This window comes from Ruegeria sp. BHSB058 (genome assembly GCF_059613285.1).
This window is the reverse complement of record NZ_JBXWSF010000045.1, coordinates 1-13,477: the sequence shown is the minus strand read 5'-3', so window position 1 is coordinate 13,477 and position 13,477 is coordinate 1. Positions and strand designations below refer to the sequence as shown.

12 protein-coding genes are annotated in these 13,477 nt (G+C 59.3%); 4 read left to right on the top strand and 8 right to left on the bottom strand.

Annotated features, from left to right (window positions below):
• Positions 1 to 59 precede the first annotated feature (59 nt).
• Genes dctP through AC2FNB_RS12535 form a run of 3 tightly spaced genes read right to left on the bottom strand, consistent with a single transcriptional unit; the run spans position 60 to position 2,876 of the window.
• Complete coding sequence (dctP, locus tag AC2FNB_RS12545; RefSeq protein WP_496746743.1) at positions 60 to 1,052, bottom strand: TRAP transporter substrate-binding protein DctP; 993 nt, start codon at positions 1,050 to 1,052, stop codon at positions 60 to 62.
• Between the two features lie 37 nt (positions 1,053 to 1,089).
• Positions 1,090 to 2,388, bottom strand: a complete 1,299-nt coding sequence (locus AC2FNB_RS12540; protein ID WP_480750226.1) for a TRAP transporter large permease — start codon at positions 2,386 to 2,388, stop codon at positions 1,090 to 1,092.
• Positions 2,389 to 2,390: 2 nt separating this feature from the next.
• Positions 2,391 to 2,876 (bottom strand): TRAP transporter small permease, encoded by a 486-nt coding sequence (locus AC2FNB_RS12535; protein WP_496746740.1) that lies wholly within the window; start codon positions 2,874 to 2,876, stop codon positions 2,391 to 2,393.
• On the opposite strand from AC2FNB_RS12535, the gene AC2FNB_RS12530 reads away from it, so the two are divergent.
• On the top strand, positions 2,817 to 3,968 hold the full coding sequence (locus tag AC2FNB_RS12530) for a LysR substrate-binding domain-containing protein (protein WP_496746738.1): 1,152 nt from the start codon (positions 2,817 to 2,819) through the stop codon (positions 3,966 to 3,968). The two genes, AC2FNB_RS12535 and AC2FNB_RS12530, sit on opposite strands and share 60 nt — an antisense overlap.
• A gap of 422 nt (positions 3,969 to 4,390) precedes the next feature.
• Here AC2FNB_RS12530 and AC2FNB_RS12525 read toward each other — a convergent pair whose 3' ends face one another.
• The 3 genes from AC2FNB_RS12525 to AC2FNB_RS12515 are packed head-to-tail and all read right to left on the bottom strand — an operon-like array spanning position 4,391 to position 7,442.
• Positions 4,391 to 5,152: a nuclear transport factor 2 family protein gene (locus AC2FNB_RS12525; RefSeq protein WP_496746736.1), complete on the bottom strand. Its 762-nt coding sequence runs from the start codon at positions 5,150 to 5,152 to the stop codon at positions 4,391 to 4,393.
• 40 nt (positions 5,153 to 5,192) lie between these two features.
• Complete coding sequence (locus AC2FNB_RS12520; protein ID WP_480750229.1) at positions 5,193 to 6,137, bottom strand: ornithine cyclodeaminase family protein; 945 nt, start codon at positions 6,135 to 6,137, stop codon at positions 5,193 to 5,195.
• A 33-nt stretch (positions 6,138 to 6,170) separates the two neighbouring features.
• Entirely contained in the window at positions 6,171 to 7,442 is a 1,272-nt protein-coding gene (locus AC2FNB_RS12515; protein WP_496746732.1) for an alpha/beta hydrolase, read from the bottom strand.
• A 192-nt stretch (positions 7,443 to 7,634) separates the two neighbouring features.
• On the opposite strand from AC2FNB_RS12515, the gene AC2FNB_RS12510 reads away from it, so the two are divergent.
• The gene (locus tag AC2FNB_RS12510) at positions 7,635 to 8,234 is read left to right on the top strand and encodes a hypothetical protein (RefSeq protein WP_496746731.1); all 600 of its coding nucleotides are present in this window, start codon (positions 7,635 to 7,637) and stop codon (positions 8,232 to 8,234) included.
• 77 nt (positions 8,235 to 8,311) lie between these two features.
• On the opposite strand, the gene clpB is transcribed toward AC2FNB_RS12510, so the two are convergent.
• Together clpB and AC2FNB_RS12500 are read right to left on the bottom strand one after the other, a co-directional pair.
• Entirely contained in the window at positions 8,312 to 10,930 is a 2,619-nt protein-coding gene (gene clpB, locus AC2FNB_RS12505) for an ATP-dependent chaperone ClpB (RefSeq protein ID WP_496746729.1), read from the bottom strand.
• Between the two features lie 125 nt (positions 10,931 to 11,055).
• A complete protein-coding gene (locus AC2FNB_RS12500; protein ID WP_480750233.1) occupies positions 11,056 to 11,376 on the bottom strand; it encodes a hypothetical protein in 321 nt (106 codons plus the stop codon).
• A gap of 152 nt (positions 11,377 to 11,528) precedes the next feature.
• Between AC2FNB_RS12500 and pyrF the strand changes: the two genes are divergently transcribed.
• Positions 11,529 to 12,233 carry an orotidine-5'-phosphate decarboxylase gene (pyrF, locus tag AC2FNB_RS12495; RefSeq protein ID WP_496746726.1) on the top strand — a complete coding sequence of 235 codons (705 nt, stop codon included), beginning with the start codon at positions 11,529 to 11,531 and terminating at the stop codon, positions 12,231 to 12,233.
• A gap of 367 nt (positions 12,234 to 12,600) precedes the next feature.
• On the top strand, positions 12,601 to 13,477 hold an 877-nt coding region (locus AC2FNB_RS12490), incomplete at its 3' end, for a DNA polymerase IV (RefSeq protein ID WP_496746724.1).

Sequence of the window (13,477 nt, the reverse complement as noted above, 5' to 3'; positions counted from 1 at the left end):
GCATGAAAAGGGAAAAGGGCTGGGAGACGGCCCTTTTCCCGACGAGCGACTGAGGGCCCCTAGTTGCCGATCTTGTCCAGAATGGACTGGCCCCATTCCTGACCAACGTCTTCCAGGACCTGCGGCCAGACCGCTTCGCGCACATGAGCGGCGGTTGCGGCCAGTTCTTCATCGCTCAATTTGACGATGGTGGCGCCATTGTCGGCCAGCTTCTGCTCAAACGCAGACTGGTCGGCCTCGGCGGTTTCCCAGCGTTTCGCTTCGAATTCCTTGGCACCACTCTCCAACGCTGCACGGTCTGCGTCGCTGAGGTTGGCCAGGGCTTCCGTGTTGATGATCATATACCAGACCTCGAAGTGGGTGTTCACCGGCACATAGGTGGTGGTCACATCGCGGAACGAGGCATAGTAGCCTTCGGCACCCGAACCGACGACGCCGTCAACCACACCGGTCTGCACGGCGGTGAAGGCCTCGGAGAAGGGGATCGGCGAGGAGATGTAGCCAAGCGCGTCGGCGGTCAGCTGGAAGCTCTTGATACCGGGCACACGCACCTTGATACCCTTGGCCGAGGTCGGGTTGCCGGGATCGACCGCTTCGGTGTTCAGCGCGACACCGCCGAAATACACCGGATAGGCGGCCAGCATGGTGATGTCCTGCTTGGCATAGAGCTCTTTCATCGCGTCATAGATCGCGCCGCCGGGCCCGTAGATATTTTTCGCTTCGGCCCAGTTTGCAGCGACATATGGAAAGGCCGAAATCTGCATGCGGCGATCGACGGCAGTCGCGGCAGGCTGCACCGCCATGTCGATGGCGCCAACTGAAATCCGTTCCTGAACAGAGGTATAGTCGCCAAGCGCCGATGCCGGGAACAGATTGAGTTCCAGCGAACCGTCGGTCGCCGTCTTCAACTCTTCGGCGAAAGCGCGCAGTTCGTTGTCGATAGTCGCACCTTGAGGTCGAATATGGCTGACCTTCAGAGTATCGGCGGCGGCGATGCCGGCGGTGGCCAGTACGGCGGCGACCATCGCCGTGGACTTCAGGAAATTCATCATTGGGTTTTGCTCCTCCGTGAGTGATGAAATTTGCGGCTTAGTAGCCAAAGAAGCGAGGCAGCCACATCGACAGGTCCGGCCAGAAACTGGTCAGGAACACCACCGGCAGATAGCCCAGCAGGATGAGAGTCATGGCAGGACGGATCACGCGGGTCACAGGGACCTGTCCGATACGTGCACCAAGGTAGAGGATCGAAGCATAGGGTGGCGTCACGCCGCCCATGGCCGTGTTGACGCCCATGATCGCCGCGAACTGGATCGGACTGACGCCGATGGCCTGCATCAACGGCAGAAGCAGTGGCGCGATCAGGATGATGGCGGTGACGTCATTGACGACCATGCCGACCAGAAACAACAGGATATTGATCAGGATCAGCAGAAGCGCCTTGTTTTCAGTGATCGAGAAGATCGCCTGCACAATCGCCTGCGGCACGCTTTCCAGAACGAACATCTGGCTGAGGATCATCGAGAACAGGATCATCAGCATGATGGCGCCGACGGATGTGGCGGCTTCCCTGCCCGCACCCAAAAAGGTACGCATATCCAGTCCTTTGTAGATCAGAAAACCCACAGGGATCGCATAGATTACAGCTACCGCAGCAGCTTCGGTCGGGGTCATTATGCCGCCATAGATGCCACCAAGAATGATAATTGGCATCAGTAGCGCAGGTGTGGCTTTCAGGCCGCGCTGCGTGGCCTCGGAAACGAACTCCTGCCCTTTCAGCGGTTCGTTCAGTTGCAACGGAAACTTGCGCGCCATGCGAATGTTGACGATCGAAAAGCTCGTCATGATTAGCAGGCCGGGGCCCAGCGTAGCCAGAAAGCAGGCAAGGATCGAGGTGTCCGTGACCCAGCCATAAACGATCATTGTCACCGAAGGCGGGATCAACAGACCCAAAAGAGACGCGTTGGCGATCAAGGCGGTTGCGTATGCGCGAGGATAGCCCTGTTTTTCCATCTCGGGGATCAGCAGCGGGCCGATGGCGGCAACGCCGGTCAAGCCCGAGCCGGAAATCGCCCCGATCAGCGCGCAAGACACGGTTGCAACGACGCCCAGACCACCACGCAGGTGACCGATGAAGATGTTCACGAAGTTCAGCAAGCTGGCAGCGATACCAGATACGCTCATGATCGTTCCGGCCAGTACAAACAACGGGATGGCCAACAGAACGGGGTTGCCCAGTTGCTGGAATCCCCAAAGCATATTGCCTTTCATCACCACATCGCCGGCGTAATACATCACCATCAACCCGGCACCAAAGCAGTAAGGCAGCGGTACACCGAGTGTCAGCAGAATGACCAGAACCAGCACCGCAAAAAGAGCAATCTCAATCATGTTCAGGAGTCCTTTCGCGGAGTGAAATCGGGCGAAAGGACAGCCTTGAGATGCATCGCCAGGTGCCAGACTGTGAACAGCATCATCAACACCATCCCTGCAAACAGAGCGATATCGACATAGAAGGTCGGCAAATACAGCGTTGGGCTTTCGCGCCAGACTCGAATCGAGTATTTTGCATAGTCCCACGCCCACATGGTCAGCCACAGCCCCACGATCAGGCTGATGATCTCGCCTACGATGGCGAGAATCTTGTGCTGGCGTTCGGTCTTGAGGAAGATCTCAAGCACATTGGCCCGGATATGTGTGTTCTCGCGTGACGCGTTGACCGCCCCAAGCATATAAAGCCAGAGCGTCGGATAAAGCAGGCTTTCTTCCAGCCCCATCACTGGAATTTCCAGCACATAACGGGTGATCACCTGCACGAATTGACCAAGAGCCACCAGACAGATCAGCGCTGTCAGAACTATACTCGAAAAACGGTCCATCTCCCCCTCCGTAACGCGAAGCGCATTCTGTGCTTCCGTGGGGGCGAACCTTGCGAGTACAGATCATCAAGTCAAAACGATAAAATTGATAATAGAATAAAGTTACTTTATATCTTCAAGCAAATATCAGGAAAATCAACGCCCATGAATATCAGCTTTCGCCAGCTTCAGGCCTTTCGAGAAGTCATGCGCAGCGGTTCTGTCACCGAAGCAGCGCGGACGATGGGGCGCACACAACCCGCCGTTAGCGCCTTGATCGCGAATCTGGAGGCTGAAATGCAAATCGCCCTGTTTCACAGACAGCGGGGCAAGATGGTTCCAACACCCGAGGCTCGATACTTCACTGACGAGGCCGAAGCCATTTTGGACCGACTGGCATTGTCCACGCGAACAATGCGTGAAATCGGTGCTTTGACAAAGGGCCGTCTTAACATTGCCTGCATGCCGGCGGCTTCCAGCCTTTTGATGCCCCAATTGCTCGCCCGGTTTCTGGCCGACAAGCCCGATGTGAGCGCGTCACTGATGATGCGCGCTTCCTCCGTCATTGAAGAGTGGATATCCTCGCAGCAATACGACATTGGCCTGGCGGAAACACCTTCACCTTCGCCTGCCCTGATTACACGGGATTTCGATCTCGAATGCGTTTGTGCCTTACCGGCGGACGACCCGTTGGCACGCATGCCAGCAATTGAAGCCCGGGCGCTGTCGGGCAAACCGATGGCCGCGCTTCAGCAAGGGCACCCGAACCTGCTGGCCACTCAATCTGCTTTCAAGTCGCAAAAGGCGGAGTTTGTGCACCGTTTCGAACTGCGAACATTCAACCCTGCGTTCGCCCTTGTTGAGAAGGGTTTGTGCTATTGTGTATGTGATCCGATAACAGCCGCCGGTTATTTTCTTGCTCACCCCGTCGTCAGGCCGGTTGTATTCCGGCCTTTTCGTCCACGAGTTTCATTGGCAGTTTCAATTCTGCAACCCGCCCACCGGCCGCCTTCGGCATTGGCGGCAGCGTTTGTCGACCAGCTAGCCACAGAACTGCAACAAATAGGAAATATGCTTTCCGACCGCGACCGAGAATGTGCCGCAAAGCCATGATGGCCAAGTTTAGCACGCAGTTTGAGCGATGACGTGGAAACTTGTTTCCAAGGGTCCCCGGTCGGCTGAATTGTGACACACGTACAAGGCGGCGGATCACAGGCAAGCCGCTGTCGCTTTTTACTCCCAAGCCAGCAATAAAAAACGGGTGAAAACCTATCCAGTCATGAGACGCATAGGCATTTGCGATTTCCGTCAATAAGCACAGTGCGGATCAGGCAACTCAAGGAGGGCGCATCACCGGGCCGTCCGCGGCTCCGCATATTGGACGTCATCTTGGGCAAGTTCAAAGCACGTGTGCAGGCCGAGCGCGAGGTGCGAGAAACGCCGGAAACGCGGCAATGACAGCGTGTCTTGTCATCAATACAATCTCAGGCCCTCCGTCAGACCAGTTTTCTATTGACAGTCAAAACCGCTAACACTCACCATTTGCCGTTGTCGTTCTTCCAGGCCTCGCGGGGTGGAACGGTTTCAATAGTGTCCCAATGCTCGGCAATCTTGCCCGTTTCGACCCGGAACAGATCATAGAAAGACGTATGCTCGCCCCGGAGATAACCTTCGCAGACAGTCAGGACGAAATTGCCTTCGGCGAGCAGGCGGTGATTACGGAAGTATTGGATTGCAAGCGCGCCGTCTGCGCGCTCGTTCAGTGCGGCGCGCAGGGCTGCTGAGCCATCATCCATCACCGGGCTGTGCTGGATCAACGCGTTATCGACATAATCCACCAGATCAGCGAGATTGCGGCCAATAAGGATATGATCGACAAAGCGCCGGACCAGATCGCGGTTGGCCTCGGTCCGATCGATATCCGTGGCCTCGACCGGGCCGTCCACCATGCTGCGGCCAGATCGGTTGGGACCTTGCCGTGGCTGGATATTGTCCCAATGCTCGACCGCCTGGCCGCTCTCAAAGCGGAACACCTCGAACCCGATCCGGGAGGTGGCGAAGTCGTATTCGGTGTGCCCGAACACAAAATCCCCGTCCTCGAATGCGCGCACGACATTGACGCGGGGCGAAGTTTCGGAAAGCCGCTTGAACAGTGCTGCAAGCCCTTCGCTGCCTTCGTGGGTCTGCGGGTTGTGCTGGATGTATTTCTTCTCGTTCACCACGGCGACAGGTCCGGGATCGCCGGTTTCGATGCTTTTGAGCAGAGCGCGGATCTTGTCCTTGTTGCTGAAGGTCATAGTGTGTTTCCCATCGGCTGGTCTCGCGATTTCAGGCGTTTTAGGGCGCCGCGCATTGATACGCGAATGCGGCCACGGCCAGATCGCCTATGGCCAACCCGCGAAACACGAATGCGGTCCGGCGCGCCGGATCGAAGCCGTCCGAAGTAATGCCTGCAACCAGCGAAGACAGATCTCCCGAGATCAGGCCGGGTGCGACCATCGGTTTTTCCATCGCCGCCTCTTGCTGCTGGTCATCGACATAGATCGCGCCAAAGGCGGACATCCCACTGGGTTGCCACGGCAAGGCCAGGTCGGTGACAGCCGCAAAGGCGCCGGGCTTGAGCCAGTTCGCATCAAGAAAGGGTTCGATCTCGTAGTTCAGGGTAACCGATGTGACGACGATATCCGCCCCCTCCAACGCCTTGCGCGGGTTGGTGGCGACCTGTGCAGTCAGGCCCTTGCCGCGGGCGTAGTCGCAGAACGCCTCGACGTTGGCCGGGGTGCGGCCAAAGGCGCGCACCTCGGCCAGCGGAAACAGCTCGGCAAAGGCGTCGATGTGGCTGCGCGCCTGCACCCCGACGCCGACAAAGGCCACGGTTTTCGAGGCGGGGTTGGCCAATCGGCGCGCCACCACGGCGCTAAGACCTGCTGTACGCACCGCCGTCACCCATCCCGCATCAGTCACCGCCCGCAACGCACCGGTCTGGCTGTCGAGCAGCATGATAGAGCCGTTGATCGCAGGCAGGCCGCGCCCGGGATTGTCTGGGCTGACCATCACCGCCTTGACGGCAATGACCGGCGGTGCGTCCGCGACGGCCAGCGTCGCCATCACGTAACGCCCGTCGCCGGGAATAATCGCCGCCTTGGGCGCGGTCCACAGTTGCCCCTTGGCCTGATCCCGCAAGGCCTGTTCGATACAGTCCGCAATCTCGTTTGCGGGAATGTTCAGGGTGGCAAGGTGTGCGTCGGACAGATAGTCAAAAGGTAGCGGCGTATCAGACATGGCGGATGGTCTCTCCTGAAGTCGGGATGCGTGTCAGTTGAGGAGCGGCAGGGCGCGTAACCGGTCGGGGTAGTCCTGCGGGAATTGCCAGACCGCGCTGCCTCGTGACCGGACAAGGCCGCGTGATGCCGGCAGCGCGCCGCTGCTGAGGGTTAGCAGGATGTCGCTGCTGGCCCAGGGGGCCGAGCGGAAATACCAGTGCCCGTTGCCCGCGTCCGCCCCCGGAGCGTCAGAAGCGTTGATCAGGGCAAGGCGGTTTTCGGCAAGCAGTTTCTGCCTCAGCCAGTCTGGCATAGCCTCGTTCCCTGCCGTTTGCCCAAGGCGGTTCCGACCAAAGACGAACTCGGACATGCCCAATGCCGCATCGCTGCCGGACATGTAAATGGACAACTGGTCCATGCCGTCAAGCAGGCCGTCGGCCAATGCGTTGGTAAAATAGAGCCGGTCGAGGTCGCTGCCGATCAGCACCACCTGCCCCAGCCGGACGCGCCCGTCATCCAATAGGGCGATCTGATAGGCGGCTTCGAACACCAGCCGCGATCCGGCGCTGTAGCCGATCAGGTGCACCCGCCGCGCCTGCGTTTGGGTGGTCAGGAACTCGATCAGTTCGCGCAGGTTTCGACGCGTGGCGCTGGCGGTCTCAAGGTCGCGGAAATAGGCCAGACGGTTGGGCGTGGCGGGCCAGTTGTAGCTGAGAAAAGCGCCGCGATAGCCCAGATAGTGCTGCAACTCGCGCGCCACCAGCGTGGGGTATTCGAAATCGACGTTATAGCCGTGCACATAAATCACCACATCGCGACTGCCCGACAGCGACAGTTGCCGATTGATGGCGCGGGCAAAGTCGTGCGCGGCGCGGGCGGCCTCGGCCGGGTCGATCTCCTCCCCCGTATCGTCCGAGATGGAAAACGGCATCGGCCCGAATTCCTGCGCCGAAACGACGGAAAGCGTGCGTTGGGTGTCGTCCTGCCCGGTCGAGATCCGGCGCAGGGTCTCCCAGTCCCCCGCAGGTGGGGTCATCGCCACATCCACCGTCCCGGTGCGCAGCACGATCCCACGGTCGTTGGCATAATGATCCGAGGCGTCATCGGGTCCGGCGACGCGGCGGTCGGTGGCATAGAACAGCTTGGCCCGCTCGGCCTTTTGGCGCGCGGTCGCGGTGGTGAAAGGATCAAGCGTGCCGCCCTCATAAACCGTTGGCGGCGGCATGATGGCAATTTCGTTATAGGATTTCTCTCCACAGGCCCCCAACGCCAAGGTGAGGCAGAGGCCGGTGAACCATCTGTTGATACCCTTGCTGCGCCGCATATCTCCCCCGATCATGTGAGGGACTACAGCACATTTGCCGGGTCGAAAAAAGCGCGCGTTGACGTAGTGGTCGGATCAGACGAATTGTCTGGTTTGAATGACGGCCTTGGTTGCACTATCGTCGGGCAGTGTTCGTCTTAGTAATCGCATGGAAAATTAGTGTCAGAAGAGAATTCAAGTATCTGGGCGAGCTTGGCGGGGTTTGACTCGAGCATCTACAAGTTCTTTACAAGTGATATCACACTACGTGACGAGGAACTCTCGTTCGACATCCTGGATCGTATTAACAGGGGTGAACCGTTGCCGCCGGAAAGCTTCGCCAAGGAGATGTATGGCGACTACAAAGACATGATACATAAACGCCAACCACACCTGTTTCGTGTTGGCCCTTTTTGGGTCGTGTCTTCGCAATGCGCAGGGGTCTTGCGTCAATTTGATCTTGGGCAAGGCGGGCTGTATCCCACCCGGCTGTTCCAGTTCGACCGGAAGACGCCCGTTGAAGGCGAGTATTTTTGCCTGAACATCGGAAACACGAAAAAGACCGCCCTCCCGGAAATATCGTCGAGTGTCGAGTATCTTGAAGTGGCGAAGGTCTGGTTCGCTTCTCCGGTCCTACAGGATGATGATCTGATGGTTCTGCCCTCTGCTTCTTCCGGCGCTGACATTTGGATCGATCCGGATTTCGAGAAACGGATATTCTTCTTAAGCGATCGGCTGGCGCGTGCGCTCAAGAAAGCAAAGGTCTCACCCAAGTTCGGATTGCGCAGGTGCAAAACGCATCTATTGAACTAAAGGCTTCCCGCGTGCCGTTACGAAAAAGCCCGCCATGTCCGGCGGGCTTTGAAGTCTTCAAGACAGTCACCTGCCCTTTAATGCACGACCGCGTCGTCCGGACGGGGGCGATCTGATGTGCCGATCCGGTCGCCGATGATCAGGCCCTCGGATCCGACGGTCACCGGGACGGTTTCGCCATCCTTGATCTCGCCACCCAGCAACGCCTCGGCCAGCGGGTTTTGCAGCGCGCGCTGAATCACCCGTTTCAAAGGCCGTGCGCCAAACACCGGATCATAGCCTTCGTTGGCCAGCCATTCCCGTGCGTCCTCGTCCAGCGCAAGCTCGATCTTGCGGCTGGCCAGACGTTTCTTCAGGCGGGCAAGCTGGATATCGACAATACCGTCCATATCCTCGCGCTTGAGCCGGTCAAATATGATCGTCTCGTCCAGCCGGTTCAGGAATTCGGGGCGGAAATGTGCCCGCACCGCATCCATCACGTCGCGTCGCGCCTGCGCGCTGTCGGCACCCTCGGGCAACTGGCTGAGCGCCTGGGAACCGAGGTTCGAGGTCAGCACGATCAGCGTCTGCTTGAAGTCGACATGGTGGCCCTGACCGTCGGTCAGAACGCCATCGTCAAGCACCTGCAACAACACGTTGAACACGTCTGGATGCGCCTTTTCGACCTCGTCGAACAGCACTACCTGATAGGGGCGGCGGCGCACAGCTTCGGTCAGCACCCCTCCCTCGTCATAGCCGACATAGCCCGGAGGCGCGCCGATCAGGCGGGCGACCGAGTGTTTCTCCATGAACTCGGACATGTCGATACGAACCATGGCGGCATCATCGTCGAACAGGAACTCGGCCACGGCCTTGGTCAGTTCGGTCTTGCCGACGCCGGTGGGGCCGAGGAACAGGAAAGATCCCAGCGGGCGGTTCTCGTCGTTCAGCCCGGCGCGCGCGCGCCGCACGGCATTGGCCACCGCGTTGACGGCGGCGTTCTGACCGATGACCCGGCGGTGCAGGTCATTTTCCATCCTCAGCAGCTTTTCACGCTCGCCTTCCAGCATCTTGGCGGTCGGGATACCTGTCCAGCGTTCAACCACCGCGGCGATCTGTTCGGGGCGCACGGTCTCCTCGGCCATCAGGCCGCTGTCTTCCTGCGTTTCCGCCACCGTCAGTTTTTTCTCGAGCTCAGGGATGATGCCATAGCTCAGCTCGCCTGCCTTGGCGAGATTACCCTCGCGCTTGGCAATGTCCAGCTCGGCGCGGGCACGGTCGAGCTGTTCCTTGAGATCGCGGGCGCTGGCCAGCTTGTCACGCTCGGCCTGCCATTGCGCGGTCATCTCGGCGCTGCGTTCCTGCAATTCGGCCAGGTCCTTTTGCAGGGTGGCAAGCCGATCCTTGGAGGCGGCGTCATCCTCAAGCTTGAGCGCTTCTTCCTCGATCTGCATCTGCAGGATGTTGCGGTCCAGCTGATCCAGCTCTTCGGGTTTGCTGTCCACCTCCATACGCAGGCGGCTGGCGGCCTCGTCCACCAGGTCGATCGCCTTGTCCGGCAAGAACCGGTCGGTGATGTAGCGGTGGCTGAGCGTCGAGGCCGCCACCAGCGCGCTGTCCGAAATGCGAACGCCGTGATGCAACTCGTACTTTTCCTTGATGCCCCGCAGGATCGAAATCGTGTCCTCGACCGTCGGCTCAGCGATCAATACTGGCTGGAACCGGCGGGCAAGGGCCGCGTCCTTTTCGACATACTTGCGGTACTCGTCCAGTGTTGTGGCACCGATACAGTGCAACTCGCCGCGCGCCAACGCCGGTTTGATCAGGTTGGCGGCATCCATCGCCCCTTCGGACTTACCAGCACCGACCAGCGTGTGCATCTCGTCAATAAACAGGATAATCTCGCCTGCCGCCTCGGTAACCTCGGTCAGCACGGCCTTGAGCCGCTCTTCGAACTCGCCACGATATTTGGCACCGGCAATCAGTGCGCCCATGTCAAGCGCCAGCAGCTTCTTGTCCTTCAGCGACTCTGGCACGTCACCATTGACGATGCGCAAGGCCATACCTTCGGCAATCGCGGTTTTGCCGACACCTGGTTCACCGATCAGAACCGGGTTGTTCTTGGTCCGACGCGACAGAACCTGCATCGAGCGGCGAATTTCCTCGTCCCGCCCGATGATCGGGTCGATCTTTCCTGCAGCCGCAGCCTCGGTCAGGTCACGCGCATATTTCTTCAGTGCGTCATAGCCCTCTTCGGCACTGGCGCTGTCGGCGGTGCGGCCCTTGCGGATGTCGTTGATCGCCTCGTTCAGCTTCTGCGCGGATACGGCACCGGCCTCCAGCGCCTCCTTGGCGTTGGATTTCACCATGCAGAGCGCCATCAGAATACGCTCGACCGGGACGAAACTGTCGCCCGCCTTTTTGGCAATCTTGGCGGCCTCGTCCAGTACCTTGGCGGTCTGGCCATCAAGATAGACCTGACCCGCATCGCCGCTGACCTTTGGGATCTTGGACAACGCTGCGTCCAGCGCTTCGACCACGCGGGCCGGCGCGCCGCCGGCGCGGCTGATCAGGTTGCTTGCCAGCCCCTGCTCGTCGTCCATCAGTGCTTTCAGAATATGCTCGGGAGCCAGTCTCTGGTGCCCCTCGCGCAGTGCAATTGTCTGCGCTGCCTGCACGAAGCCTCGTGCCCGCTCAGTGAACTTCGACAAGTCCATCATTCTCTCCTTTTCCAAGCGCCCGGGATATTTGCGCCCGCTCGGCGGCACGCTTTGGTCTGGGCCTCGCATTCAATCTGGGGAATATCGCTGTGGCTTCAAGAGCTAAAGACCAGAAATCCGTTTTATCCGCGCGGGATCGTATAAACGGAATAGCCGCCGGTCTGGGCCACCAGCCGCGCATCGAACGTGTCGACCAGCGACCGAACCGCCTCACTGCCCGAGGGGCACGAAACAAGATCGGCAGTGTGATCGAGGAAATCGACGGTAAAGGCGGTCTCGCCGGTCAACTGACACCAGTCATCCTCAGACCTGTAACCGCGCACCAGCCGCAGATCGTCATTGGTCGGGGCCGGGGCAACACCGACATCGGACGCACCACCTTGCGGTAATTCACCACATGCCGCAATTGTTGCGAGAAATCCAAATGCAAACCGTTTCTTCATCTTTTGTCCCACTGTCATTTTGTTCGGTGTGATTGCGGATACGATAACATAGCCCGGTTTCCGCTCTGTGACATTTGACCAGTTACGCCGATCATGGACAGACCGTCGCAAACCCGCTAGGACGCAGGCGCTTGCGAAAAGGAGCCTTCCCGATGTCCGACGACCGCCTGATTGTTGCCCTCGATGTCCCCAACGCTCTCGAAGGTCTTGCCCTGTCGCAAAAGCTGGGCGATGCGGTGAATTTCTACAAGATCGGATTGGGCATGCTGACGGGTGGCGGGCTGGCGCTGGCCAATGAGCTGAAGCAGGATTACGGCAAGCGCATCTTTCTGGACATGAAGCTGTTCGATATCGGCAACACGGTGGAAAACGCCGTGCGCGGGCTGGCGCAGTTCGATCTGGATTTCCTGACCGTACATGGCGATCCGCATGTTGTGAGGGCCGCGAAAGAAGGTGCGGCGGGCAAGGACCTGAAGATTCTGGCGGTGACCATCCTGACCTCGCTGGAACGCTCCGATCTGGATGCAGCGCTGATCAAGCCGGGCAATGTACAGGATCTGGTCGTGGAACGCGCGGCCAAAGCGTTCGAAGCCGGCGCCGACGGCGTCATTGCCAGCCCGCAGGAAGCGGCGTTGATCCGCGCTCTGCCGCAGTCCGAGGGGCGGTTGATCGTGACCCCCGGTGTGCGCCCTGCCGGCGCCGATCTGGGTGACCAGAAACGGGTAGCCACCCCGGCCAGCGCTGTCGGCGACGGCGCCGATCACATCGTGGTTGGCCGCCCGATCTATCGTGCCGCCAACCCCAAGGCGGCCGCCGAAGCGGTGCTAAACGAGTTGAGCGCGTTGCGTGTGCATTGAACTTATCGCACGGAATCCGTCCCGGAACGCACAAAATAGCAGCGTAAACGTTTGAACAGCGGCCTTTTTCGCGGCTTGTCGCGCCATATTGTCTCTGTGCCCGCAAAAACACATGAAACCCTCAAGTTTTCACAACTGCTCGCGCAAGCTTGCCCCTACGTCAAGTTTTGAGCGATTCTAAGCTCGAGACACTCCCCAACGAACTCTCTCTTCCTGAAGTTCGTTACCTCTCCCCCCGCTTCAGCTTCGCGGGGGGATTTCTTTTTCTAACAGAGCCCTTCTGCCGCAATCCGGGACTTTGATTGGTTCCGCTTGTGGTATAGTCAGCACTGGACATTCCAGAAACAAACCAGCCTGAGGATCTAGGATGCCGGGCCTGTGCCGCGACTGCCTGAGCCGTTTCGAGGACGCCCGGCGTTGCCCGTCCTGCGGCAGCCCGAGGGTCAGGCTGCATCCCGAGCTTTTCGATCTGACCATCGCGCATATGGATTGTGATGCATTCTATGCTTCGGTGGAAAAGCGCGACAATCCCGAACTGGCGGACAAGCCGGTGATCATCGGCGGCGGCAAGCGCGGCGTAGTGTCAACCGCCTGCTACGTGGCCCGGATTCGCGGCGTGCGCTCGGCCATGCCGATGTTTCAGGCGCTAAAACTCTGCCCCGACGCGGTGGTGATCAAACCGCGCATGTCTCTCTATGCCGAGGTGTCGAAACATATCCGCGCGATGATGGACGAGTTAACCCCGGTGGTGGAACCCCTGTCACTGGACGAGGCGTTCATGGATCTGTCCGGCACCGAGCGGCTGCATGGTGCGCCGCCCGCGATAATGCTGGCGCGGCTGGTCAGGCGGATGAAGGACGAACTGGGGCTGACCGGCTCAATTGGATTAAGTCACAACAAATTTTTGGCCAAGGTCGCCTCAGACCTCGACAAGCCGCGAGGTTTTTCGGTGATCGGCCAGACCGAGACGGCAGCGTTTCTGCGAAACAAACCGGTGCGGTTGATCTGGGGTATTGGCCCAGCGGCGCAGGAATCGCTGGAACGTGCCGGCATCCGGACCTTTGCCGATTTGCTGCGCTGGGATCAGGAGGCGTTGACCGCGCGGTTCGGTTCGATGGGATATCGGCTGTGGCATCTGGCGCGAGGACAGGACAAGCGTCGCGTCTCGGCGCACGAACCGATGAAGTCAATCAGCAACGAGACCACGTTTTTCGAAGACACCGCCAACGCCGATATTCTGGACG